Annotated in this window: 23 protein-coding genes; 12 read left to right on the forward strand and 11 right to left on the reverse strand. The window is 73.2% G+C overall.

Features of this window, described 5'->3' with window-relative positions:
* The first annotated feature begins 79 nt into the window (after window positions 1-79).
* A complete protein-coding gene (locus O7599_RS19880) occupies window positions 80-1,324 on the forward strand; it encodes an MFS transporter (protein ID WP_281616949.1) in 1,245 nt (414 codons plus the stop codon).
* 321 nt (window positions 1,325-1,645) lie between these two features.
* Here the strand turns inward: O7599_RS19880 and O7599_RS19885 are convergent, their stop codons facing one another.
* A complete protein-coding gene (locus O7599_RS19885; RefSeq protein ID WP_208517059.1) occupies window positions 1,646-2,038 on the reverse strand; it encodes an ester cyclase in 393 nt (130 codons plus the stop codon).
* Window positions 2,039-2,249: 211 nt separating this feature from the next.
* Between O7599_RS19885 and O7599_RS19890 the strand changes: the two genes are divergently transcribed.
* Window positions 2,250-2,831: a TetR/AcrR family transcriptional regulator gene (locus tag O7599_RS19890; protein ID WP_281616950.1), complete on the forward strand. Its 582-nt coding sequence runs from the start codon at window positions 2,250-2,252 to the stop codon at window positions 2,829-2,831.
* Between the two features lie 57 nt (window positions 2,832-2,888).
* Here the strand turns inward: O7599_RS19890 and O7599_RS19895 are convergent, their stop codons facing one another.
* The 5 genes from O7599_RS19895 to O7599_RS19915 all read right to left on the reverse strand — a co-directional run bounded on the left by O7599_RS19895 (window position 2,889) and on the right by O7599_RS19915 (window position 7,407).
* Window positions 2,889-3,650 carry a PIG-L deacetylase family protein gene (locus tag O7599_RS19895; RefSeq protein ID WP_281616951.1) on the reverse strand — a complete coding sequence of 254 codons (762 nt, stop codon included), beginning with the start codon at window positions 3,648-3,650 and terminating at the stop codon, window positions 2,889-2,891.
* Window positions 3,651-3,732: 82 nt separating this feature from the next.
* A complete protein-coding gene (locus O7599_RS19900; RefSeq protein WP_281623444.1) occupies window positions 3,733-4,452 on the reverse strand; it encodes an ABC transporter permease subunit in 720 nt (239 codons plus the stop codon).
* Window positions 4,453-4,473: 21 nt separating this feature from the next.
* Entirely contained in the window at window positions 4,474-5,385 is a 912-nt protein-coding gene (locus O7599_RS19905) for an ABC transporter ATP-binding protein (RefSeq protein ID WP_281616952.1), read from the reverse strand.
* Window positions 5,382-6,335, reverse strand: coding sequence for an ABC transporter permease (locus O7599_RS19910; RefSeq protein ID WP_281616953.1), 954 nt, complete (start codon window positions 6,333-6,335; stop codon window positions 5,382-5,384). Before O7599_RS19910 ends, O7599_RS19905 begins: the two co-directional genes overlap by 4 nt.
* A complete protein-coding gene (locus tag O7599_RS19915; RefSeq protein ID WP_281616954.1) occupies window positions 6,325-7,407 on the reverse strand; it encodes an ATP-binding cassette domain-containing protein in 1,083 nt (360 codons plus the stop codon). The genes O7599_RS19910 and O7599_RS19915 overlap by 11 nt, the downstream gene beginning before the upstream one ends.
* Before the next feature lie 287 nt (window positions 7,408-7,694).
* On the opposite strand from O7599_RS19915, the gene O7599_RS19920 reads away from it, so the two are divergent.
* The 6 genes from O7599_RS19920 (at window position 7,695) to O7599_RS19945 (ending at window position 15,249) form a co-directional block, all read left to right on the forward strand.
* Window positions 7,695-8,573, forward strand: coding sequence for a M24 family metallopeptidase (locus O7599_RS19920; RefSeq protein ID WP_281616955.1), 879 nt, complete (start codon window positions 7,695-7,697; stop codon window positions 8,571-8,573).
* A complete protein-coding gene (locus tag O7599_RS19925; RefSeq protein WP_281616956.1) occupies window positions 8,570-10,339 on the forward strand; it encodes an SDR family oxidoreductase in 1,770 nt (589 codons plus the stop codon). Before O7599_RS19920 ends, O7599_RS19925 begins: the two co-directional genes overlap by 4 nt.
* A 198-nt stretch (window positions 10,340-10,537) precedes the next feature.
* On the forward strand, window positions 10,538-11,473 hold the full coding sequence (locus O7599_RS19930) for a MerR family transcriptional regulator (protein ID WP_281616957.1): 936 nt from the start codon (window positions 10,538-10,540) through the stop codon (window positions 11,471-11,473).
* Between the two features lie 112 nt (window positions 11,474-11,585).
* Window positions 11,586-12,794: a hypothetical protein gene (locus O7599_RS19935; RefSeq protein ID WP_281616958.1), complete on the forward strand. Its 1,209-nt coding sequence runs from the start codon at window positions 11,586-11,588 to the stop codon at window positions 12,792-12,794.
* 57 nt (window positions 12,795-12,851) lie between these two features.
* Window positions 12,852-13,961, forward strand: a complete 1,110-nt coding sequence (locus O7599_RS19940; protein WP_281616959.1) for a GTP-binding protein — start codon at window positions 12,852-12,854, stop codon at window positions 13,959-13,961.
* Between the two features lie 103 nt (window positions 13,962-14,064).
* Window positions 14,065-15,249: a hypothetical protein gene (locus O7599_RS19945; RefSeq protein ID WP_281616960.1), complete on the forward strand. Its 1,185-nt coding sequence runs from the start codon at window positions 14,065-14,067 to the stop codon at window positions 15,247-15,249.
* A gap of 39 nt (window positions 15,250-15,288) precedes the next feature.
* Here O7599_RS19945 and O7599_RS19950 read toward each other — a convergent pair whose 3' ends face one another.
* Complete coding sequence (locus O7599_RS19950; protein ID WP_281616961.1) at window positions 15,289-15,690, reverse strand: hypothetical protein; 402 nt, start codon at window positions 15,688-15,690, stop codon at window positions 15,289-15,291.
* 154 nt (window positions 15,691-15,844) lie between these two features.
* On the opposite strand from O7599_RS19950, the gene O7599_RS19955 reads away from it, so the two are divergent.
* Window positions 15,845-16,384: a hypothetical protein gene (locus O7599_RS19955; RefSeq protein ID WP_281616962.1), complete on the forward strand. Its 540-nt coding sequence runs from the start codon at window positions 15,845-15,847 to the stop codon at window positions 16,382-16,384.
* Between the two features lie 130 nt (window positions 16,385-16,514).
* On the opposite strand, the gene O7599_RS19960 is transcribed toward O7599_RS19955, so the two are convergent.
* Entirely contained in the window at window positions 16,515-16,979 is a 465-nt protein-coding gene (locus O7599_RS19960) for a hypothetical protein (RefSeq protein ID WP_281616963.1), read from the reverse strand.
* The gene (locus tag O7599_RS19965) at window positions 16,976-17,575 is read right to left on the reverse strand and encodes a MarR family transcriptional regulator (protein WP_281616964.1); all 600 of its coding nucleotides are present in this window, start codon (window positions 17,573-17,575) and stop codon (window positions 16,976-16,978) included. Before O7599_RS19965 ends, O7599_RS19960 begins: the two co-directional genes overlap by 4 nt.
* 93 nt (window positions 17,576-17,668) lie before the next feature.
* Between O7599_RS19965 and O7599_RS19970 the strand changes: the two genes are divergently transcribed.
* Window positions 17,669-18,562 (forward strand): LLM class flavin-dependent oxidoreductase, encoded by an 894-nt coding sequence (locus tag O7599_RS19970; protein WP_281616965.1) that lies wholly within the window; start codon window positions 17,669-17,671, stop codon window positions 18,560-18,562.
* A 1-nt stretch (window position 18,563) separates the two neighbouring features.
* On the opposite strand, the gene O7599_RS19975 is transcribed toward O7599_RS19970, so the two are convergent.
* Together O7599_RS19975 and O7599_RS19980 are read right to left on the reverse strand one after the other, a co-directional pair.
* On the reverse strand, window positions 18,564-19,466 hold the full coding sequence (locus O7599_RS19975; RefSeq protein WP_281616966.1) for a serine hydrolase: 903 nt from the start codon (window positions 19,464-19,466) through the stop codon (window positions 18,564-18,566).
* Window positions 19,463-20,524 (reverse strand): LysR family transcriptional regulator, encoded by a 1,062-nt coding sequence (locus tag O7599_RS19980; protein ID WP_281616967.1) that lies wholly within the window; start codon window positions 20,522-20,524, stop codon window positions 19,463-19,465. The genes O7599_RS19975 and O7599_RS19980 overlap by 4 nt, the downstream gene beginning before the upstream one ends.
* Before the next feature lie 102 nt (window positions 20,525-20,626).
* Here O7599_RS19980 and O7599_RS19985 point away from each other — a divergent pair, with 102 nt between their 5' ends.
* Together O7599_RS19985 and O7599_RS19990 are read left to right on the forward strand one after the other, a co-directional pair.
* Entirely contained in the window at window positions 20,627-22,327 is a 1,701-nt protein-coding gene (locus O7599_RS19985) for a penicillin-binding transpeptidase domain-containing protein (RefSeq protein WP_281623445.1), read from the forward strand.
* A 106-nt stretch (window positions 22,328-22,433) separates the two neighbouring features.
* Window positions 22,434-23,258: an HAD hydrolase family protein gene (locus O7599_RS19990; protein ID WP_281623446.1), complete on the forward strand. Its 825-nt coding sequence runs from the start codon at window positions 22,434-22,436 to the stop codon at window positions 23,256-23,258.
* Window positions 23,259-23,398: the final 140 nt, after the last annotated feature.

The following is a 23,398-nucleotide window of genomic DNA, read 5'->3' on the forward strand; positions in this document are numbered from 1 at the left end:
CCAATGAGTTGCGGATTGAAACCAGCATGCCCTACCGTCAAAACGGTTGCAATTCGCTACTGATTGGGGTTGGGGTGCGATGGACATGTGGCGGCGGCTACTCCTCGCGGCGGTCTGTGGCGTCGCTGTGGCCAGCATCTACGCTGCGCAGCCGGTTCTGGAGCCAATGGGACGGGATCTCGGTGTGCCGGCAGCACACACGGGGTGGATCGTTGCGACCGGCCAGTTCGGTTACTTGGCAGGGCTGGTGCTGCTGGTGCCGCTTGGCGATGTGGTCGTCAGCAGGCGCTGGCTCATCGCCGTGCACCTGGCGATCACCGCAACGGGCATGGTCCTCACGGCCTTGGCGCCAGCCGCATGGATGGCGTTCGTGGGGCTCGCGGCGGCAGGGCTGTTCGCAGTCGTCGTACAGACCACGGTGGCCTACGCCGCATCGGTCTCGCCGCCTGCCGAGCGAGGCCGGAACATTGGTGTGGTGACCTCGGGCGTTGTGGTCGGCATCCTGGGAGCGCGGGTCGTCACCGGCACGCTCGCCGATGTGTGGGGCTGGCGCAGCATCTATGCCCTGCTTGCGGTGCTGTTGCTCGGGCTCGCGGGTCTCGTTCTCGTCGCCCTTCCGTCAGAGGAGCGTCCGAGCCGACCTGCGGGATACAGGCAGGCCGTCGTTTCACTCGGCGGACTGTTCGGTGAGCGTCTCCTGCTGACGCGCGGGCTCATCGCATTCTTCTTGTTCGCCTCGTTCGGAACGCTGTGGAGCGGGCTGTCCCTGCCGCTTGGGGACGAGCCGTGGCATCTGAGCGAGAGCCAGATCGGATTGTTCGGCATCGCGGGACTCGCTGGTGCCCTCGGCGCTGCTCGCGCGGGACGGTGGGCAGATGCGGGGCGGACGACTCAGGTCGCTGGCCTCGCGCTCACCCTGCTCGTCCTCTCGTGGGTAGCGATTGCGCAACTGCCGTGGACGCTGGGGCTCCTCATCGTCGGAATCGTGGCCCTTGACTTCGCGGTCCAGGCCGTACATGTGAGCAACCAGCACCTGCTCACCACCGCGCACCCGGATTGCACCAGCAGCGTCATCGGCAGCTACATGGTCTTCTACTCCCTCGGCTCCGCCCTCGGAGCAGCCGCAACCACCGCCATCTTCACCGCCCACGGCTGGGCGGGCTCCAGCATCCTCGGGGCCGGATTCGCGGCCTGTGCGCTGGCCGTCTGGGCGACGAACAGGCGATTTCCCCTCGATAGCGCAAACGTCCGTCGCCCGCGGGGCCCAGCGAGCGAGCGCGAGCCGTGGAGTGAAAAGCAGGAGGCGGAGCAAGCTGGCCGGTGACCTGGGGCCGGAGCCGTCCGGGCCGACCGAGGCACGGGCAGTGGTAGCCGCAGTCCGAGGAAATGACACGTTCATGAGACTGCGGACGACCGACGCAACGTGAGACAGCGAGAGGAACCGCAGGTCACAGCGCTGCCACCTGACAGCGAAGCTGAGAACCTACACCTGTAGTAGGGCGTCGTTTCAGGCGAGCAACGGAGTTCGCCATATCCCTCTGGGGACACAGGAGACATCCGAGTCGCGACATGATCGACACACAACGAGAGCCCGGCCGGTGGCCGGGCTCTCGGAGGTGCGTCGGGCGATGTTCGGTTCCGGATGTCAGATGCCGAGTTGTCGCTGTACGGCCTGGGCGTCGATCAGGTAGTTCATCTCGTAGAAGCGTCCGTCACGCACCTTGTGGAAGGAGTACTCGGCGTACTCGATCGTTTCGCCGGTCGGAGCGACGCCGAACCACTCCTTCGCGGGGGTGCCCTTGTTGAACAGACGGGCTGCGACGCGGTCACCGTCGATGGCCACGTCCCGTACCCGCCAGGTGAAGTCCGGCACCGCGTCGCCGTGCCCCTTCAACTCCGCGATGACGTCGTCCCGCGTGACCGGCCTGCCGTTCTCGGTGAGCTCGTCATGAATGAACTCGGTCATCCGGTCGAACTCATGGGCGTTGAGTGCCTCGATGTACCGCTCGAAGACTTCGCGTACTTCCTTCTCGGACATGCTGACCTCTCTGCCGCCCCGAACCGCGGGGCGTGTGCTCGGACGATGATCGACCTGCGACGACGCCCTTCCACGAACCCGCCGTGGTGACTGCCGTCGTGGGTGGGAACCGAGAGTGCAGGATTTCTATTCCGGGCGGTACAGAAGTCGGCCGGATTGGACCATCACTCGGGAGTACGCTGCACACATGGCTGGTTCGCGGAGCGCCGTCATGGGTCGGCCTCGAGGATTCGATATCGACGAGGCGCTCGAGCGCGCCATGCAGATGTTCTGGGAACGGGGCTACGAGGGGGTCAGCCTCACCGATCTGACCAAGGCCATGGGCATCACGAAGCCGAGCCTCTACGCGGCCTTCGGCAACAAGGAGGAGCTGTTCCGCAAGGCTGTGGAGCGCTACACCGAGGGCCCGGCCGACTACGGGACGCGCGCCCTGGAGGAGCCGACCGCGCGAGGCGTGGCCGAGGCGATTCTCCGCGGAGCGGTTCGGACCACGACGCGTCCCGGAGGCCCCGCGGGATGCCTGGGCGTGCAGGGCGCGCTGGCGTCGAGCGATGCGGGTCGGCCCGCGCACGACCTGCTGGTCGAGTGGCGGAACGACTCGGGTCTACGCCTTGAGGAGCGCTTCCGGCGCGCCGTCGACGAGGGCGATCTTCCGGCCGACGCCGACCCCCGACGGCTCGCCCGGTATGTGATGACGGTGACGTTCGGCATCGCCGTCCAGGCCGCCGGCGGCCTCGGCCGCGACGAACTCCAGGACATCGTCGACATGGCACTGGAGCGCTGGCTGCCGTAGCGGGCGTACGGCCTCCCTCACCCCGTAGCGACCGAAGCCGCCGCCCGCCCGCTGCGCTCAGTCCTGGCCGGAATCGCTGGAGAAGTCCGGCGGTGCCTGGAGGTCGTGGGCGCGGAAGAGGACGGCGTGGTCGACGCCCATGGCCTTGCCGTTCAGCGCGGTGAACTTCGGGATGAAGTCCCTTGGGGCGGGGTGGTCCGGGAGGGCGGCCAGGTAGGCGGCGTGCGCCTCCAGTGAGGCGATGCCGCGGGCCAGCGGCTCGCCCGTGACCTCGACGCCGTGGGTCGCGCCGGAGCCCGGGAGTCCGGGGAGGATGAGCCAGCGCGCGGAGTGCGGTTCGAGGCCCTCGTCGTCGACCTGCTCCGGGAAGATCCACCGGTTGCCCGCGTCGCGCACCGCGTCGAGGGTGGCGAGTCCGGCCGCGCGGTGGTCGGCCTGGTCGAAGCCGAAGGGCGTCTCGATCCCGTATCCGGAGCCGAGTACGACGTCGGGCTTGAACCGCCGGATCTCCCGGCAGATGTCCCGGCGCAGGTCGAGGCCGTAGACGAGCACCCCGTCCGGGTGCTCGAGGATCGTCAGGCGCTCGACGCCGACGACCGCGCAGGCCGCCTGCTGCTCGGCGGCGCGCAGGCGCGCCGTCTCCTCGGGAGGGTTGGGCATGCCGGCCTCGCCGCGGGTGAGCAGGAGATAGCCGACCTCGATGCCGCGCGCGGTCCACCGGGCGACCGCCGCGGACGTGCCGTACTCCATGTCGTCGGGGTGCGCGACGACGCAGAGCACGCGCTGGAAGGACTCCTCGGGAAGAGCAGGCAAGGTCATGCCGGCCATCCTGCCGCGTTCTCCGTCCGCCGTCCGGCATTTTCGGAGTGCGGGAAACGGCCCGGTCGGTCGCCGCCGGCCGCTACTCCTCGCCCGCCAGGGTCAGCGACCGCAGGCGCTGGGCGGCGAACCAGGTCGTGCCCGCCGTGACCACGATCAGGAGGATGGTCGCCACCGGCAGCGCCACGTCGGAGACCACGTGGCCGCCCTGCCCGATCTTCTCGCCCACCGCCAGCGCCCACTGCTGGATGCTGAGCGTCTTCACGCCGTCGACGAGGCTGCCGAGCAGCGCCTCCCACACCAGCGCGTAGACGAGTCCGAAGACCACCGCGTGCCGCGAGATCGTGCCGAGCATGAGGAAGAAGGCGGCGTATGCGACGGAGGCGACCGCGGCGGCCAGCGCGTACGCGACCGCCAGGCGGCTGCCGTTGCCGCCGAGGATGACGCCGGCGAGCAGCGTGGGGACCGCGGAGAACGCGGCGGTCACGCCGATCGCGACGATCAGTTTCGTGAGGATGATCGTCGGGCGCGGCACGGGCTTCGCGAGCAGGTAGACGATCGAACTGTCGTCGATCTCCGGGCCGATGGCGCCCGTACCGGCGATGACGCCGATCAGCGGCACCATGGTCGCCAGCGCGAAGCCGCCGAGGAGGTCGGCGGTGACCTCGTCGTCGGCGCCCACGAGGGCGCGTACGACGATGGCGATGACGATGAGCAGTACGGGCAGCAGGAGCAGGATGAGCGCCCGGCGGCGGCCGAGGATGGCCCGCTGGGTGAGCCGGGCGACGGTGGGGTGGTACAGCATCGCGTTCTTCGCTCCTTCTCAGGCCGCGACCAGGTACGAGAAGACGGATTCGAGGGACTCGTCGGACGGCGAGACCTCGTAGAGGCGGATGCCGTGGTCCCTGGCGACGCGCGGCAGCAGCTCGGTGAAGCGGGCGAAGTCGACGGCCTGGATGTGCAGGATGCCGTCGCGCCGGTCGAGTTCGAGGCCGGCCGTGGACGGGTCGGCGATGAGCGCGGAGGCGAGTGCGCGGTCGTCGCTGGAGCGTACGGCGTAGTGGTGCGGGCGGTCGGTCATCAGCCGGCGGATCTTGCGGAAGTCGCCGGAGGCGGCGTGCCGGCCGGCGACGATCACCTCGATGTGCGCGGCGAGCTGCTCGACCTCCTCCAGGATGTGCGAGGAGAACAGCACGGTACGGCCGGCGGCGCCCATCTGCCGGAGCAGGTCCATGAGGTGCATGCGCTGGCGCGGGTCCATGCCGTTGAAGGGCTCGTCGAGGAGCAGTACGTCGGGCTCGTGGACGAGGGCGGACGCCATCTTCACGCGCTGCCGCATGCCTTTGCTGTACGTGCCGATCCGGCGGTTCTGCGCGTACTCCATCTCGACCGTGGCCAGCGCCTTCTGCGCGGCGTCGGGGCCGAGGCCGTGCAGTTCGGCGTTGGCGCGGACGAACTCGCGGCCGGTGAGGAAGTCGTACATCGCCTCGCGCTCGGGCACGAGCCCGATGTGCTTGTAGACCTGCTCGTTGCGCCAGATGCGCACGCCGTCGAGGGTGACGGCGCCGGTGGAGGGGGCGAGGAAACCGGCCATCATGTTGATGAGGGTCGACTTGCCGGCGCCGTTGGGGCCGAGGAGGCCGGTGACGCCCGGGCCGATGGCCATGGTCACGTCGTTGACGGCGACGACGTTGCCGAACCAGCGGGAGACGCTGTCGATCCGGATGGTGGTCACAGCCCGGCCTTTCGGTAGCGGCGCAGCAGGAACAGGAAGCAGCCGGCGGCGACGGCGAGCGCGATGAGCAGGGCGGCCGCCCCGGCCGCGGTGGACGGGTCGACGGGCTCGGGGGAGGCGGTCGCGGGGGTCGCGCCGAGGAACACCGACTGGACGTTGTCGATGAGGCCGATGGGCGAGAAGAGCGCGAACCAGCCGATGGCGTCGAGGTTGTCCTGCTCCCACGCGATGCCCTGCAGGGCGCTGACCGCGCCGAACGGGACGGTGAACGCGGCGATGACGGCGGCGACGCCGAAGCCGCGGCGCGGGGTGAGGGCGGCGATGGCCAGGCCGATGCCGGCGAAGAGCAGCGACAGCAGGGCGACGGAGACGAGCGCCTGGGCGAAGCCCTTGGTCTGGTCGGCGAAGTCGAACTTCGCCAGCAGCGCGCCGACGTAGAGGACCACCAGGGGGGTGGCGGTGAGGATGAAGAGCGCCGAGGCCATCGCCCCGTACTTGGCGACGACGTAGTCGACGCGCTCGACGGGGCGGGAGAAGTACAGCGGGACGCTGCGGAACCGCAGGTCGCGCGAGACGGACACCGGGGCCTGGGCGGCGATGAAGAGGAAGATGACGGGCTGGAGGAAGATCGCGTAGTCGGTGTAGTCCAGCGGCAGTTCGTCCATGTTGGTGCCGATGGCGACCGCGACGATGATGAGCGCGACCAGGGCCATGATGCCGTAGAGGAGCGCGGGCGGGACCTTGGACTTGGCGGAGCGGCCGAGGCCGTACGCGGCGCGCAGGGACTGGATGAACAGCGAGCGGCGGGCGTAGCCGCGGCCGAGGCGGGGGCCGTCGTAGTGGCGGTAGCCGATGTCGTGGATGACGTCGGTGGCGGCGGCGGGCGTGCCGGTGCCGGGGGCCTGGCCGGCGTTGCCGGCGTTGCCGGTGGCGGGCGCGTCAGTGGGCATGAGAGCTTCCTGCGGGGTCGGTCGCGGGGTCGGTCGCGGACGTGCTCGCGGGGGGTGTCGCGTCGGCTGTGCCCGGGGGCGCCGTGCCGGGGCTCGTGTCGGGGTGCGCCTCTGGGCTCGTGTCGGGGGGCGCGCTCGCCGGGTGGGTGTCGTCGTCGCGGAAGATCTCCGCTATGCGGTGCCGGCGCTGCTCCATCCGCACCAACCCGAGGCCGAGCCCGGCCACCGCGTCCCGTACGACGTCGTACGTACCGTCGTCCCCGGCCTCGACGTACAGCAGCCGGCCGTCCGCGGTGATGCCGAGACCCGCGCCGGCGAGCGCCTTGCGCAGGGTGGCGGTGCCGTCGGGGTGGGCGTCGGTGTCGGTCACCTCGACCGCGAGGGTGGCGGTGGTCTGCGTGAAGTCGCTGGTGGAGCTGGAGCGCAGCAGCCGGCCGCCGTCGATGACGACGACGTGGTCGCAGGTGCGCTCCAGTTCGCCGAGGAGGTGCGAGGTGACCAGCACGGAGATGCCGAAGTCCGCGTACACGCGGCGGATGAGGCCGAGCATGTCGTCGCGGCCGACGGGGTCGAGCCCGTTGGTCGGCTCGTCGAGGAAGACGAGCTGCGGGTCGTGCACGAGGGCCTGGGCGAGCTTGACGCGCTGCTTCATGCCGGTGGAGTAGCCGCCGATGGGGCGGTAGCGCTCCTCGTACAGGCCGACGTGGCGCAGCGTGTCCGCGGTACGCTCGCGCGCCGCGGTGGCGGGCAGGCCGGACATGCGCGCCATGTGCACGACGAACTCCGTGGCGGAGACGTCGGGCGGCAGGCAGTCGTGTTCCGGCATGTAGCCGACGCGCTCGCGGATGCTTGCGGCGGTGTCGCTGCCGGCGGCCACGTCGAGGCCGAGCACGGTGGCGGAGCCTTCGGAGGCGGGCGACAGCCCGAGAAGGATCTTGATCAGCGTGGACTTGCCGGCGCCGTTGGCGCCGACCAGGCCCGTGACCCCGGGGCCGATGTCGAGGGTGAGGCCGTCGAGCGCGGTGACCCGGGGAAACCGTTTGCTCAGGTTCTCGGTGGCGATGACTGTCACGCTGCACGACGGTAGTGGTGCCGGGTGCGGAGGGCGTCAGCCTTGGCGATGGTTGGCGGGTACGACCGGGGGGTGACGGACCCGTAGGGGAACGGGGCGGGCAACCCTGACGTTACCGACGGTATCCACAGGGCGACTGCGGGCATTGACGGAGCCACGGGGCGATGTCACAGTCATTGGTGTCAGCTTTTGGGGCGGGGCCGGCTTCGGGTGAAGTCGGGCCGGGCAGGGTGGACTTGGGCGGAGCCGCGGCAATCGCGGGTGGGCGGAACGGGAGGGGCGGACTGATGACATTCACCGAGTCCTCGGCGGCTCTGCGGGGGTTCAGAAGCGTGCAGCGGCTGGCGTACGAGTGCGCGGAGGCGGTGGCGGCGCAGCTCCGGCCGGGGGTCACGGAGCGGGAGGCGGCGCGGATGCAGCGGGAGTGGCTGCGCGAGCGCGGCGTGCGGGACTGGTTCCACCTGCCGTTCGCGTGGTTCGGCGACCGGACCGCGTTCGCGGGCTTCAGGGTGCCGCTGCAGTTCTTCCCGACGAACCGGGAGCTGGCGCCGGGCATGCCGTTCATCCTCGACCTCGCGCCGGTGCACGGCGGCCATACGGCCGACGTGGGCTATTCCGGCTGCCTCGGGCCGAACCCCGTGCACGACCGGCTGATGCGCGACCTCCGGGTGCACCGGGAGCTGATCCTGCGCGAGGTGCGCGAGCGCCGCCCGCTGCGGGAGATCTACGAGGACGTGGAGCGCCTCATGGTCCGCCAGGGTTATCACAACCGGCACCGGGCCTATCCGTTCGGCGTCATCGCGCACAAGGTCGACCGGGTCCGGGAGCGGCGCTTCGCGCCGCACGTGTTCGGCTTCGGCGCGCAGAGCCTGAAGGGCCTGGCGAAGGACGCCCTGCGCGGGCACCGGGAGGGCTGGTCGCCGCTGTGGAGCCCGTACCGGTTCTCGCAGCATCCGCCGCGGCCGGGACTGTGGGCGGTGGAACCGCACCTGGGCTTCCGCGGCACGGGCGCGAAGTTCGAGGAGCTGCTGGTGGTGACGGACTCGCGTGACGCGCAGGAGAGCGCGTTCTGGCTGGACGACGACCTGCCGCATGTGCGGCGGTGGGCGGAGACAGAGGCAGCGGTTGCGGCGGACCGGGAGCCGGCGAAGGGGCGGGTGGCATGAGCGAGCGGGGCGGCGCGGCCGTACGGGAGCGGTGGGTCAGGACCACCGGTGTCGAGCTGTGCGTGGCGGAGCTGGGGGATGCCGGGCAGCCGACGGTCGTGCTGCTGCACGGCTACCCGGACAGCAAGGAGGTCTGGTCCGCGGTCGCGTACCGGCTCGCCGAGCGTTTCCACGTCGTGCTGTACGACGTCCGCGGCCACGGCCGCTCGACCGCGCCGGAGCCGCTGAAGGGCGGTTTCACGCTGGAGAAGCTCACGGACGACTTCCTCGCCGTGACCGACGCCGTCAGCCCGGACCGCCCGGTGCACCTCGTGGGGCACGACTGGGGCTCGGTGCAGGGCTGGGAGTTCGCCACGGTGGCGCGCACGGAGGGCCGCATCGCGTCGTTCACCTCCCTGTCCGGCCCGTGTCTCGACCACCTCGGGCACTGGCTCGACGGCCGGCTGCGCCGCCCCACGCCGCGGCGGGCCGCCCAACTGCTCGGCCAGTCCGCCAAGTCCTGGTACGTGTATCTGCTGCACACCCCCGTGCTGCCCGAGCTGGCCTGGCGCGGCCCGCTCGGCGCGCGCTGGCCGGCGATCCTGCGGACGGTGGAGAAGGTCCCCGGCGACGGCTACCCGACGCCCTCCCTGGGCGACGACGCGGCGCACGGCGCCTGGCTCTACCGGGACAACATCCGCGCCCGGCTGCGCCACCCACGCCCCGACGCCTACGCGCACGTGCCGGTGCAGCTCATCACGCCCTCCGGCGACGCCTTCCTGTCCCCGAGCCTCTATGACGACCTGGACCGCTGGGTGCCGCAGTTGCTGCGGCGCACGATCGACGCCCGGCACTGGGTCCCGCGCACCCGGCCCGACCAGCTCGCCGCGTGGATCGGCGAGTTCGTGCGCGCCCACGAGGACGGCGCGCCGGTGGCGGAGATCGTCCCCGACGGGCCGTACGCGGACCGGTTCGGCGGGCGGCTCGTGCTGGTCACCGGCGCGGCGAGCGGCATCGGCCGGGCCACTGCGTTCGCCTTCGCGGAGGCCGGCGCGCGGATCGTGGCGGCGGACATCGACGCCGAGGGGGCGGCCACGACCGCCGAGCTGTGCCGGATGATCGGCGCGGCCGAGGCGTGGGCGGAGGTCGTGGACGTCGGGGACGAGGAGGCGATGGAGAAGTTCGCCGAGCGCGTCGCGGCCACGTACGGGGTGGTGGACGTGCTGGTGAACAACGCCGGGATCGGTCTGGCCGGCCCGCTGCTCGACACCTCGGCGGCGGACTGGCGCCGGGTGCTGGACGTCAACCTGTGGGGTGTCATCCACGGCTGCCGGCTCTTCGGCAGGCAGATGGCCGAGCGCGGCCAGGGCGGGCACATCGTCAACACCGCCTCCGCCGCCGCGTATGCGCCGTCGCGGACCCTGCCGGCGTACTCGACGTCGAAGGCCGCGGTGCTGATGCTCTCGGAGTGCCTGCGCGCGGAGCTGGCCGGGCGGGGAATCGGCGTCTCGGCCGTCTGCCCCGGCTTCGTGCACACCGGCATCACGGCCACCGCCCGGTTCGCGGGCGTCTCCGAGGAGGAGGAGACGCGCCGCCGGAAGAGCGCCCACCGGTGGTACGGGAAGCGGAACTACCCCGCGGAGAAGGTCGCGGACGCCGTGCTGCGGGCGGTCGTGCGCAACCAGGCGGTGGTGCCGGTCACGCCGGAGGCGCGGGGCTCGCGGCTGCTCTCGCGGTTCGCGCCGCGCGCGCTGCGGGCGATAGCCCGGGTGGAACCGAAGTTCTAGCACCCCCGCCTCCGGTCGCCTTCCAGGAGTCTCATCGTGAGCACCGAAGCACGTCTCCCGCGCGCGGAGCACGACGCGGGCGGGCCGCACCGGGTCCCGCGCGACCGGAGCGGGATCCCGGCATCCGCGCCGGTCGTACCATCCCTCCCACAAACGGCGGCGAACGGGCCGGGGGGCCGGCCGGGGGGCAGGAGAGCGGTGCTGGAGGAACAGGCGGCCGGGGAGTACCGGATCGAGGGTCTGGCGCACGCCAGCGGCACGACCGTACGCACCATCCGCGCGTACGCCGACCGCGGGCTGCTGCCGCGACCGGAGCGGCGCGGGCGGACGAACGTCTACGGCGACGAACACCTCGCCCGGCTGCGCCAGATAGCCGGCCTCCTCGACCGCGGCTACACCCTGGCGTCCATCAAGGAGCTCCTGGAGGCGTGGGACGCGGGCCGGGGGCTCGGCGGAGTGCTGGGTCTGGTCGCCGAGGTGCAGGGGCCGTGGACCGACGAGGAGTCCGGGCAGTTGGGCCGGGCGGAGCTGGAGGAGCTGTTCGGCGGGGGGGCGGACGAGTCCGCGGTCGAGGAGGCCGTCGAGCTGGGCGTGCTGGAGCGGGTGCCGGGGGAGCCTGAGGTGTTCCTCGTGCCCAGCCCGCAGCAGCTCACGGTCGCCGCGGAACTGCACGCGGCCGGAGTGCCGTTCGCGGCCATCACCGGCCAACTGCGCGAGCTGCGGCTGCGGGTGGAGGAGATCGCCGCGGGCCTGCTCGACTTCACCGCCGAGCACGTCTTCCAGCGCTATCTCGACCACCCCCCGTCGGACGCGGAGGCGACCGAGGCCGCCGGCCTCGTCCGCCGGCTGCGCCCGCTGGCGCAGCAGACGATGGACGCGGAGCTGGCCCGCGCGATGCGCACGCTGGCCACGCGCCAGCTCCACGAGCACCTCGCCGGCCCGCCCCAGCCCCCGGCCACCGGCCCGGCGACGGTCCCGGTGAGCCTGCCGGCGGCCACGGTGGCGGCGGTACGTGACCTGGTGGGTCCGGCGGCGACGGCGGAGTTCGTCACGGCGGCGACGGAACGGGAGGTCCACAAGCGCCGGATGGACACCCTGGCGCAGGACCGGGGCGGGGAAGACGGCCCGGGGTGACCGGGGCGGCTCCGGCGCGCCGGCGGGGACGCGCAGGTGTCCGGACGCGGGGTTGACCCTTCGTTACCCGCGGGTCACTCTGGCTCAGCCATACCACGGGAGGAGAACACGCATGCGCAGACGCAGCTTTGTCAGAGGGTTAACCGTCACGACCGCCGCCACCGGGCTCGGCCTCACGGCCGGACACGGCCAGGCCGCCGCAGGACCCGGTCACGCCGCCGCCGGCGCCGGTGCGCAAGGCCAAGCCGCACGCGACACCCTGCCCCCCGCCGCCTGGCGGGACGTGCCCGTCCCGGCCGGCGAACCCGCCGCCCTGCTCAGCGCCATCGCCGCCGCGGGGCCCGATCTCGCCTGGGCCGTGGGCGAGGAGGCCCGCAGCGGTTCCGTCTCCGGCCGCCCCCTGGCCCGTACCTGGGACGGCTCCGCCTGGCGGCCCACCGACGTCTCCCACCTCGCCTTCGCCGGCAGCCTCCGCAACGTCGCCGCGGCCCCCGCCGCCCTCGCCGGGGCCGCGGGTGCGGTCGCCGCCTGGGCCGTGGGGTACGACCGGGCCGGCGCCGACCACCTCCTCGCCTGGGACGGCACCACCTGGCGCGAACACGACTTCCCCGGGCGCGGCGAGTCCGGCACGGAGTTGTGGGCCGTCACCGTCGCCCCCGACGGCACCGTCCGCGTCTCCGGCACCCGCGACGGCGCTTCCCGGGTGCTGCGCTCGGACGACGCCGCCGGCACCCGCTGGAGCTGGTCCCCGCCGCTGCCCACCGAGGACGGTTCCGCCCCCAGCCTGTGGAACGTCCACGTCGACCGCGCCGGCGCCACCTGGGTCTCCGGCGGCGTCCTCGTCGCCCGGTACGACGACCGCTCCTGGCACGTCCTGCCCGAACTCCTCGGCCTGCGCCTCTCCGTCACCGACCTGCTCCCCGTCGCCCCCGACGACATCTGGCTCACCGGCCACGACTACGGCGCCGGCGGGCCGCCCGGCAAGCCGCCGGGCGTCGTCCTGCGCCACTACGACGGCACGGCGTGGACCGACGTCGACGCGCCCTTCTCCGTCGGCTCCCTCGGCGCCATCGCGGCCGACGCCGCCGGCCGTCCCGCCGTCATCGCCGGCTGGGACTTCTGGGACGGAACCAGCGCCCACTACCTCCGCTGGGACGGCACCGCCTGGACCAGCGAGCGCGGCCCGGCCGCGACGGAGGGTGTGACGCCCGTGATGTCCGCCCTCGCGCCCATACCGGGCACGGCCGGCTTCTGGTCGGCGGGCACCACGGCGCAGTCCCCGTTCCCGCCCGCCCAGGCGCGCATCGAGCGCTACGGCTGAGGGTTCCGCCCTCTACGCTGGACGCCGGCGGAACGGACGGCACCGGGAGGGTGGCTGGTGGGCGGCGGACGGATCCCCGTGGTCGTGCTCGCGGGGTTTCTGGGCTCCGGCAAGACCACCCTCCTCAACCGGCTGTTGCGCAACGACGGCGGCACCCGGATCGGCGCGGTCGTCAACGACTTCGGCAGCATCGAGATCGACGCCATGGCCGTCGCCGGCCAGGTCGACTCGATGGTCTCCCTCGGCAACGGCTGCCTGTGCTGTGCCGTCGACACCGCCGAGCTCGACGCCTACCTCGACCGGCTCGCCGGCACCGGCCGGATCGACGTCATCGTGGTCGAGGCCAGCGGGCTCGCCGAGCCGCAGGAACTCGTCCGCATGGTGCTGGCGAGCGAGAACGACCGCATCGTGTACGGGGGACTGGTCGAGGTCGTGGACGGAGCCGAGTTCGCCGCGACCCGCGAGCGGCACCCCGAGATCGGCCGCCACCTCGCCGTCGCCGATCTCGTCGTGCTCAACAAGACCGACCGGACCGACGCCGCCGAACGCCGCCGCCTCCACGAGGCGATCGGGGAACTGGCCCCCGGCACACCCGTGGTGGCGACGGCGTACGGGCGCGTGGACCCCGAGCTGTTCTTCGACCCGCGGGGCGACGACCGTTCCGGCGCGGCTCCCCGCCACCGCCAGCTCTCCTTCGCCGACCTCGCCCCCGACCCCGACCCCGCGGACCCCGCCGACGGCAGCACCACGGGCGGCAGTACCGCCGACGGCACCGCCGACGATCACAGTGCCCACCTGCACGCGGCGTACGAGAGCGTCGAGTTCGTCACCGACCAGCCCGTCAGCCCCCGCCGCCTGCTGGACTTCCTCGACACCCGCCCCGCCGGCCTGTACCGCGTCAAGGGCTTCGTCCACTTCGGCGTCCCCGGCCACCCGCAGAAGTACGGGCTGCACGCCGTCGGCCGCTTCCTGCGCTTCCACCCCGCCCCGTGGGGCCGCGGCGAGGCGCGGGTCACGCGGCTGGTGCTGATCGGCGCGGGGATCGACGCGGAGGCCGTACGCAAGGAACTCGACGCCTGCCGCGGCCACACGCCGCGGGACGCGGGCGAGGACGCGATGTGGGGAGTCCTGCGGTACGTGGACGGAGACGAGGAGCCGGGGGCGTAGGAGGTCGCCCGGGTTCAACTGACCGTTGCGGGACAGAAAGGCCGCGGGCCCCGAGACGCTGCAAGCTGGCCCGCGTCGTGCATCCGACCGAGAGGGATCCCGCATGAGCACGCTCAGCCGCCGCGCCCTGGTCACCGGGGCCTCCACCGCCGGCCTCGCGCTGGCGCTGCCCCATTCCGCCACCGCCGCCGAGCCCGCCAACCAGCCCGCCGCCGGACCCGCCGCGGCACCCGCAGCCGCCGACGCCGCCGTCGCGTACGCCGCCTTCCGCCTCGTCCGCCTCCGCCCCGGCGACCCCGCCACGCCCGAGGTGACGCTCCCCGAGGGCTACGAGTTCGTGCCCGGCGACCGCTACCACGTCGCCAGCCGCGCCGAGTACTACTCCTTCGTCCGCGGCCCCGCCACCGCCGAGGGCATCGAGGTCTCCGTCCGCTGGCCCGGCGTGCTCGTGGCCGCCGTCGTGCACATGGACACCCGGCTGCGTCTCAGACGCGACCGCGCCGACCGCCACCGCTTCGCCTTCACCCTCCCCGTCACCCAGCCCTCCGCCGACGCCAACCAGCCCACCCTGCAGATCTGGAGCCACCCCGACATCTCCCCGGGCATGTACTACAAGCTCGACCACAACGACCCCGACCGCGTCGCCGGCCCGTGGACGACCGTCCCCTGGCCGGCCAAGGAGGCGCGCTCCCAGCTCCACCAGCTCGTCGCCGCGCACCGCATCCTCGTCGACTCCGGTCTGAAGGCCACCGCGGCGGCCAAGGGCCACCGCTGGTTCGTCGCCGGCTTCGAGACCAACAACACCCTGCACGCGGACAACCCGCCCCACTGGCACATCTCCTACAACTCAGGACCCGACTTCGGCTCCCCCACCCACAACACCCACTTCTGGCTCGACGCCGACGCCGGGAACTTCTACAACGGCATGGACGTCACCGGCCTCGGCCGCCTGCGCCACTACGTCGGCGACCCGGCCCGCCTCTACGACTTCGCCGGAGACGCCAACGACGGCCGCGGCGAACTCGTCGCCACCATGACCATCCGCGAGGACGGCGGCATCGACATCGCCCCGCCCGCCGGCCCCGTGTACGCGCTGGCGGCCGGCCGCGACGGCTCGCTGACCGAGGAGGTCACGGTCGTCCGCGACGGCCGCCCCTGGCTGCGCGTCGCGACCGAGGACCGCTACCGCACCGGCATCATGACCATCCGCACCCGCGGCCTGCGCCACCCCGCCGACAACGACTTCACGCTCCTGCGCTACGACCCTCTCACCGGCGTCCTCGTCTGAGCGCCCCGCACCCCGACCCCCACCCCCGGGTACGCGCCGTCAGATCCCCGGCCCGTACCCGGGGTCGGGGGCCCGCCGCGGCGCCCACCACTCGGTGAGCCCCCACACCCCCAGCCCCAGAGCCGCCACGGCCGCCACCGCCGCCACCCAGGGCCGCCCCACCCAGCGCAGCCCGCACGCCCAGACGCCCAGCGGCAGCAGCGCACCGCCGAGGACGACGAGCGGCAGGTCGACGTAGAGCACACTCAGGTCGCGCGCGTGCCCCTCGAACCCGCCGTGCACGCTGTCCGCCGCCCGCGGCGCCCACGCCAGCGGCGCGGCGGCGGCCCCGAACAGCGCGAGACCGCACCCGCCCAGCCCGACGCCCGGACCGCTCCGCACACCCGCCGCTCGCGCATCCCCGCCACCCACGTCTCCCTCACCCGCCTCTTCCTCACCCATGCCGGTAACAGACGCCCCGGCCCCGGCACGAAGTTCCCCGCCTTCGGTTCCCGCGCCCTCTGGCGACGCGCGTAGACATCGGGCATCATCCTGCGGTGTACCACCTGCTCAGCCGGAAACCCCCACAACTCCCCACCCCAGCAGGAGGTTCCACATGCGTGTACGTTCCGCACTCACCGCCCTCGCCCTCGTCGCCGGCGCCGCGGCCGGCGTCGCCGCCGCTCCCGCCCAGGCGGCGGCGCCCACGGCGCCCGCCACCTCCGCGTCGCCCGCCGCACCGCTGGTCACGAAGATCACCCACGCCCAGGCCACGTCGCGGTTCCGCTCCTCCGGCATCACCTGGTCGTCCTCCGGCGGCTGCTCCAACCGCAACAACCCCACCTGCACCTCGTTCGAGCAGCTCAACCTCGCCTCCGCGCAGGGTGCCCAGACGCTCAAGTCCGCGAGCGGCTGCGCCCTCAACATCACCGGCGGCACCGAAACCGGCCACGCCGGCGGCACGTACAGCCACTGGAACGGCTACAAGCTCGACTACTCCCTCGCTTCCTGCATCAACAACTACGTCACCGGCAACTTCACCTACATCGGCGACCGCGGCGACGGCGCCGCCCAGTACCGCTCCGGCTCCGGCAACATCTACGCCCGCGAGAGCAACCACTGGGACGTGACGTACTACAACTGCGGCGGCTGCTGACCCCGCCGCCCACGCATGAAACCGCGACCCTGCGGCCCCGCAACGCAGGCCGTAGGGTCGCGGTATGCGACTGAGCACCCTGATCCTGCCCGTCCGGCGGTGGCACTCCGGCGGTCGTGCGCAAGCAACCTCAGTAGGGGCTCATCTCGTCGAGAACGCGCTCTGCCAGATCGATGATGGCCTTCACCTTGGGGATGTCGGCGGCCACGTCGTCGGCGTCGGGTGGAGGAGTCTCAAGGTCGGCGTACTCGGCTTGGTTTCGTCGGCGGCGCATGCGGTCGTAGGGGCGCAGTACGGCTCCCATGGGCGGGTCGAGTTGGGCCGTGAGGGCGTCGCGGACGGCGATGTGGCCTCCGCGACTGGTCGGTCGCAGGCCCTGGTTCTCCAGGACGGCCACGAGGGACTTGCGGGCCGCGTCGTAGAGGAGTTGGTAGGCGCCGACGGAGTCGATGGCCGTCACGGCCTGGGCTGCCGCAAGGTGGTTGCGAGCCTGGACCAGGAGGTTGTCCGCCTGCTCCCGGCTGGCGGGGATCCGCTCCAGGTCGCCGCGGGCGAGCATGTTCTCAAGTGCGGCTCTGCCTTGTTGCCACTTCATGTGCTGCCGCTCCTGTCGGGCGCTTCGAGTTGCACGCGGGGGCGTTCGCGTACGGAGGTGAGGAAGGGGTCGGCTTCAGGCGAGTGCCAGCGTGCGGCGGAGACCCGATGGACGTTGACCTCCCGGCCAAGAATGCGTTCGGCGGTACGGGCGGCCTCATACAGGTCGTCTTCGTCGGGTGCGCCGATGGCCAGGACGTCGACGTCCTCGGGCACACCGCCACGCTCTCCGCGGTAACGTGCGGCCCAGGAGCCGTAGATGTACGCGTCCTCCACGCCCGGAACGCCGAAGATGATCTCGCCGAGGACTGCGATCGGGCCGTAGGTGAGTGCGAGGAGGTCGGTCAGCGCACCGGCGAGTCGTCCCTCGGTGTTGGCTCGGATGAGTCGGAGGTTCCCCCGCCGTCGATCGGTGATCAGCTCGGCTGCCGCGAGGCGGTCGGCCTCCCTGCTCGCCGTGGCGCTGGAGACGCCGAATCGGGCGGCCAGGTCCGCGAGGGACGTCTCCGCCTGCGGATGCAGGTACAGCCAGGCCAGCAGCTCGCCCTGAAAGGGTGAACGAAGGAGCGGCAGCAGCGCCGGCGGGGTACGTTGCATAAAGCGAAGGATAGCTTGCACCTTACGTAACTTCACGCAGAGTAGGCGACTGTCACCCGATCGAGTGGCGGAGGGACCCCGTACGCTCGCGGTATGCGACTGAGCACCCTGATCCTGCCCGTCCGGCGGTGGCACTCCGGCGGTCGTGCGCAATGGCAGCGGGCGGAGGAGCTTGGCTTTTCCGCCGCGTACACGTACGACCACCTGTCCTGGCGCACGTTTCGCGACGGGCCCTGGTTCGGCGCGCTGCCCACGCTGACCGCCGCCGCCGGCGCGACCTCCCGGCTCCGCCTCGGCACGCTCGTGACCTCGCCGAACTTCCGGCATCCGGTCACGCTCGCCAAGGAGTTGATCACGCTGGACGACGTGTCCGGCGGGCGGGTGACGCTGGGGATCGGAGCGGGGGGTTCCGGCTTCGACGCGACCGCCCTGGGGCAGCAGCCGTGGGCCGGGCGGGAGCGCACGGAGCGGTTCGGGGAGTTCCTGCCGCTGCTGGACACGCTGCTGACGCAGGACACCACGTCGTACGCGGGCACGTACTACTCGGCGCACGAGGTGCGGATGATCCCCGGGTGCGTCCAGCGGCCGCGGCTGCCGTTCGCCGTGGCGGCGACCGGGCCGCGCGGGATGCGGCTGGCCGCGCGGCACGGGCAGGCATGGGTGACGACCGGCGACCCCCAGACCTCCGCGACCGGCACCGCCGCCGACTCGCTGGCCGCCATCCGCACCCAGGTCGCCCGGCTCGCCGAGGCGGGGGCCGCCGTGGGGCGGGACACCGCGGTGATGGAGAAGGTGCTGCTCGCCGGCTTCACCCCGGACCGGCCGCTGGAGTCCCTCGACGCCTTCGTCGACTTCGCCGGCCGGCACGCCGCCCTCGGCTTCACCGAGATCGTGCTGCACTGGCCCATCCCGGACTCGGTCTTCGCCGCGGACGAGCGCGTCTTCGAGCGCATCGCCACGGAGGCCCCGGCGCAGTTGGCGAGTTGACTCACGGGGCGCGCAGGGCGTCCACCGCCAGGCGGGCCGCGGTGCCGATCACCGCGTCGGCCGCCGGGAGCGTGACCGCCGTCGCCGCGGCGCGGGTGCACACGGCGACCGCGTAGCGGCCCCCGTCCGGGTACTCCACGACGCCGATCTCGTGCCGCACCGTCGGCAGCGTGCCCGTCTTCCCGCTGACCCGTACGTCGTCGAAGGGGAAGCCGGACGCCAGCCGGTGCGCCCACGCCTGGGTGCCGAGCGTGCGGCGCAGGTCGGCGGCGTACGCGCCGGTGCACACCTCGTCGCGCCAGATCGCGGCGAGGAGGGCGGTGAGTTCGCGCGGGGTGGAGCGGTTGGTACGGGCCGGGTCGAGGGCGCGGAGGCGGGCGACGCGGGCGGGGTCGAGGAGCGCGGCGGCACCGGCGTCGCCGGCGTCCTCGGCGAGTGCGGCGTACAGGTCGCGCACCTTCTGCACGGCGGTGGTACGGGTCAGGCCCAGGGCGGTCATGGTGCGGTTGACGGCCTCGATGCCGACGGTGTCCCACAGCACGTCGGCGGCGGTGTTGTCGCTGACGGAGACCGCGAGGACGGCCAGGTCGCGCAGCGAGAGGCGGGCGGCGTCGCGCATGGCGCCGAGCCCGGTCGGGCCGGGGGTGCGGCCGGCGGCGGGGACGTCGACGGGGGTGGTGAGGTCGAGGCGGCCGTGCTCGGCCTCGCGGTAGAGGGTGGCGAGGAGGCACACCTTGTGGACGCTGGCCGTGCTGACCGGGGTGTCGGCGGCCACCGCCAGGGCGGCGCCGGTGTCGATGTCGCGGGCGTGGAGCTGCCCGGTGACGCCGGCCTCCGCGAACGCCTCGCGGATGCGGGACCCCGTGCGAGCCCGGGGGGCGGGGGGCGGCTGGGGCGGGGTCACAGCGGGAACTCCGATGCGGGGCGGGGGTGGACGGCCGCGGCGCGGGCGGGGCGCATGCCGGCGTGGTCGCGCATCGCCTCGTGGGCGGCCTCCGCGAAGCGGGCCACGGCCGGGTTGTGGCCGTCCGCCGGCCACGCCGCGGACGTACGCCAGCCGATCGGCTCGCCGGCCAGCGGGCGCCACACCGTACCGGGGCCCGTGGTGGTACGGGGCAGCAGGGCGACGGCGCCGCCGGGGGCGGGCGGGGCGTCGGGGGCGTCGAGTGGGTCGGGAGGTTCAAGTGCTTCGGGTGCTTCGTGTGCTTCGGATGCGGCGGGCTGCTCCGGGGCGGCCGGGCCCGCGGGGGCCGTGGAGAGGACGAGGGCGCGGGTGAAGTCCCCGCCGGCCGCCTCGTGGACGGCGGCCGGGGTGCAGCCGTGCCGGGCGCAGGCCGTGAGCACCTCGTCGTACAGCGCCGGGTCGTCGGCCCGCGGCGTGAGGACGAGCGCGCGCCCGCTCAGGTCGGCCGCGGTCAGCCGGCCGCCCGCGGCGAGCGGGTCGGTGGCGGCGAGGAGCGCGCCGAGCGGCTGGTGGAGTACGGGCCCGAAGGCGAGCCCGGGTGCGGGACACGGATGCCGTACGACGCCCGCGTCGAGGGTGCCGGCCGCCAGCTCGCGGACCTGCGCGGTCGTGGTCAGCTCGCGCAGCTCCAGCTCGCCGCCCGGGGACCGCTCGCGGTAGCCGGTGATGAGCGCGGCGACGGCGGCCGGGCCCAGGTGCGGCGGGACGGCGGCGCGCAACGTACCGGCCGCACCGCTGCCGATCCGCGCCACCGCAGCCGCGAGCCGGTCAGCGGCGGCGAGCACCCGGTCGGCCTCCGCGAGCACGAGCCGGCCCGCGGGGGTCAGCGCCGTGCCCTGGCTGCCGCGGTCGAAGAGCCGCACGCCCAGCTCGCGCTCCAGCCGGCGGATGCGCTGGGAGAGCGACGGCTGCGCGATGCGCAGCCGCTCGGCGGCGCGGCCGAAGTGGCGTTCCTCGGCGACCGCCCTGAAGTAGCGCAGATGCCGGAGGAGGTCCATGAGCGGTGAGGATAGTCAATCGCCTATGGGATCGATGACGATATTGGTCTTGGACTGAGGGGCGGGGCGGCTGGTCTGCTGTCCGGCATGACAGGACATGGGGTGGGGTACGGGGACGGGACGCGGAGCGGCTACGAGGACGGGGCTTACGGCGCCTACGGCGGTTCGTACGGCGCGGACCCGTACGGCGTCGATCTCTCCCGCGCCGCGCCCGTGCGGCGGGGCCGGCGACGCCGGCGCCGTGGTCCGGTGCTCGCCGCCGTGGCGGTGGTGCTGGCCGGCGGCGGGTACTGGGCGGCGACGGCCGGGCCGCTCGACGGCGGCGCGGACGGCGGCGGGGCCGCGGATCCGGCGGCGCGGCGGACGGCGGAGCGGTTCCTGGACGGTTGGTCGGCGGGGCGGATGGGGGCCGCGGCGAAGCTGACGGACTCGCCGGCCGAGGCCGAGCGGATCCTTGCGAGCTTCACGGAGGGCCTGGAGATCGGCAGGCCGAAGCTGACGGCGGGCCGGGCCCGCGCCGACGGCGACGGCGGGGCGCGCGTGGCGTACACCGCGAAGATGCCCGTACGGGGCCTCGGCACCTGGACGTACGCCGCGACGCTCCCGCTGACCCGCGACGACGGCGGGACGTGGCGGGTGCGGTGGGAGCTGGGCCTGGTGCATCCGAAGCTGACGGAGACGGAGAAGTTCCGGCTCGTGCGCGAGGAGTCGGCGCAACTGGACGCCGTCGACCGCGACGGTGCGGCCGTCTCCGCCGCGGACCACCCGTCGCTGGCGGGTGTGCTGGGCCTCGGCGGCGGACTGCCGCAGGGCGCGGTGCAGGTCGTCGACCGGCACACGGGGGACGTACGGAGTACGGAGGCGCGTTTCGGAGCGCGGCGGGACGCGGGCGACGGGACGGTGCGTACGACGGTGGACGCGGAGCTGCAGGGCGCCGCAGAGGCGGCGATGGAGCGGCACGTCGGCGGGCGCAACGCGGGGCTCGTCGCGCTCGACATGGACAGCGGCGAGGTGCTGGCCGCCGCCAACTCGCCGGCCGCGGGCTTCAACCGGGCCTTCCAGGGCACCTACGCGCCCGGCTCGACGTGGAAGGTCGTCACGACGGCCGCGCTGCTGAACAAGGGCGCGGTCAGCCCCGGGACCACGGTGGACTGCCCGAAGTACCTGACGGTCGGGAAGCGGTTCCACAACGTGGAGACCTCGGAGATCCCCGGCGCGACCTTCCGCGAGGACTTCATCCACTCCTGCAACACCGCCTTCGTCGCGCTGCGCGACTCGCTCGGCGACGAGGAGATGACGGACTTCGCGCACCGGTACTTCGGGATCGGGGAGGTGTGGAACACGGGGGTGCCGTCGTTCGACGGGGAGGTGCCGGTGCCGGGGGACGAGACGGAGAAGGCCGCGGCGCTCTTCGGGCAGGGGCGGCTGCGGGCGAACCCGCTGGTGATGGCGTCGGTCACGGCGACGGCGGCGACGGGTACGTTCCGGCAGCCGGTGATCGTGGAGGGCTCTTCGGCGTCGCCCCGGGCTTCGGCGGAGCCGCTTCCCGAGGCCGTGGTGACGCAGCTTCGGGAGCTGATGCGGGACACGGTGACGGAGGGCAGCGCGCAGGTGCTCGCGGGGCTGCCGGGGGACGTGGGGGCGAAGACGGGGACGGCGGAGGTGACGGCGACGGGGCCGAACAACGGGTGGCTGGTTGCGTATCGCGACGGGGTGGCGGTGGCGTGCGTGGTGGAGGACGCGGAGAGCGGGTCGGGGGACGCGGGGCCGGTGGTGCGGGAGGTGCTGGAGGCGGTCGGGTGAGGCGGGTGCCCGGCCCGTACGGGGCGGGGTGCCCGGCCCGTACGCCCGTACGGCCTTCGGGGCCGTACGCGATGATGGCCCGGTGACCGACGCCGCCCCCTTCTCCATGCCCCCTCCCGTGCCGCTTCCCCGGCTCATCGCCACGGACCTCGACGGCACCCTGCTGCGGGACGACAAGACCGTCTCCGGCCGCACGGTCGCCGCGCTCGCCGCCGCGGAGGAGGCGGGTCTTGCGGTGGTGTTCGTCACGGGCCGGCCGGCGCGGTGGATGGGCCTGGTCGCGGAGCACGTGCACGGGCACGGGATGGCGATCTGCGCCAACGGCGCCGCGGTCGTCGACCTGCACCGCGGGCTGGAGCTGGTGGAGGTCTGCCCGCTGCCGCTGGCCGACGCCGTCACGATCGTCGGCGTGCTGCGGACCATCGCGCCGGGTACGGCGTTCGCGGTCGAGCACACGGGCGGCTTCGGCCGCGAACCGGGATACCCGCTGCACCGGGGGCCGGGGCCGATAGCGCCGGTGGAGAAGCTGCTCGCGGAGGACGGGGAACGGGCGGGCGATCCGCTGCTGAAGCTGCTGGCGTACCACCCGGACCTCGGCGCGGACGAGTTCCTGCGCGCGGCGCGGGCGGGGGCGGGGGCGCACGGGGAGTTCACGCGGTCGACGTCGAGCGCGCTGCTGGAGGTGAGCGGGCTGGGCGTGAGCAAGGCGAGCACGCTGGCGCGTTACTGCGGGACGCGGGGGATCGCGGCGGAGGAGGTCGTGGCCTTCGGCGACATGCCGAACGACCTGGAGATGCTGACGTGGGCCGGCAGATCGTACGCGATGGCCAACGCGCACCCGGAGGTCCTGGCCGCCACGACGGACCGCACGGCGGCGAACGAGGAGGACGGGGTGGCGCTGGTCATCGAGCAGTTGCTGCAGGGACGGTGAGGGAGAGCGCCGCTCTGGGCCGAGAGCACCGCTCTGGGGCGCGAGCGCTGTTTCGTGCCGAGAGCGCTGCTCCGGGTGGTGAGCACCGCTTCGTGTCGAGAGCGCCGCTTCGCATCGTGGACGCTGCTCTGCGTCGAGAG

Origin of the sequence: Streptomyces sp. WMMC500, from assembly GCF_027497195.1 — a bacterium.
Taxonomy (GTDB): domain Bacteria; phylum Actinomycetota; class Actinomycetes; order Streptomycetales; family Streptomycetaceae; genus Streptomyces.

Excerpts from the sequence above, each read along its gene's own strand:
- O7599_RS19880 (WP_281616949.1), top strand. The coding sequence starts at position 80 with ATGGACATGTGGCGGCGGCTACTCCTCGCGGCGGTCTGTGGCGTCGCT.
- O7599_RS19885 (WP_208517059.1), bottom strand. The coding sequence starts at position 2,038 with ATGTCCGAGAAGGAAGTACGCGAAGTCTTCGAGCGGTACATCGAGGCA.
- O7599_RS19890 (WP_281616950.1), top strand. The coding sequence starts at position 2,250 with ATGGGTCGGCCTCGAGGATTCGATATCGACGAGGCGCTCGAGCGCGCC.
- O7599_RS19895 (WP_281616951.1), bottom strand. The coding sequence starts at position 3,650 with ATGACCTTGCCTGCTCTTCCCGAGGAGTCCTTCCAGCGCGTGCTCTGC.
- O7599_RS19910 (WP_281616953.1), bottom strand. The coding sequence starts at position 6,335 with ATGCCCACTGACGCGCCCGCCACCGGCAACGCCGGCAACGCCGGCCAG.
- O7599_RS19920 (WP_281616955.1), top strand. The coding sequence starts at position 7,695 with ATGACATTCACCGAGTCCTCGGCGGCTCTGCGGGGGTTCAGAAGCGTG.
- O7599_RS19925 (WP_281616956.1), top strand. The coding sequence starts at position 8,570 with ATGAGCGAGCGGGGCGGCGCGGCCGTACGGGAGCGGTGGGTCAGGACC.
- O7599_RS19935 (WP_281616958.1), top strand. The coding sequence starts at position 11,586 with ATGCGCAGACGCAGCTTTGTCAGAGGGTTAACCGTCACGACCGCCGCC.
- O7599_RS19945 (WP_281616960.1), top strand. The coding sequence starts at position 14,065 with ATGAGCACGCTCAGCCGCCGCGCCCTGGTCACCGGGGCCTCCACCGCC.
- O7599_RS19950 (WP_281616961.1), bottom strand. The coding sequence starts at position 15,690 with ATGGGTGAGGAAGAGGCGGGTGAGGGAGACGTGGGTGGCGGGGATGCG.
- O7599_RS19955 (WP_281616962.1), top strand. The coding sequence starts at position 15,845 with ATGCGTGTACGTTCCGCACTCACCGCCCTCGCCCTCGTCGCCGGCGCC.
- O7599_RS19960 (WP_281616963.1), bottom strand. The coding sequence starts at position 16,979 with ATGAAGTGGCAACAAGGCAGAGCCGCACTTGAGAACATGCTCGCCCGC.
- O7599_RS19965 (WP_281616964.1), bottom strand. The coding sequence starts at position 17,575 with ATGCAACGTACCCCGCCGGCGCTGCTGCCGCTCCTTCGTTCACCCTTT.
- O7599_RS19970 (WP_281616965.1), top strand. The coding sequence starts at position 17,669 with ATGCGACTGAGCACCCTGATCCTGCCCGTCCGGCGGTGGCACTCCGGC.
- O7599_RS19980 (WP_281616967.1), bottom strand. The coding sequence starts at position 20,524 with ATGGACCTCCTCCGGCATCTGCGCTACTTCAGGGCGGTCGCCGAGGAA.
- O7599_RS19990 (WP_281623446.1), top strand. The coding sequence starts at position 22,434 with ATGCCCCCTCCCGTGCCGCTTCCCCGGCTCATCGCCACGGACCTCGAC.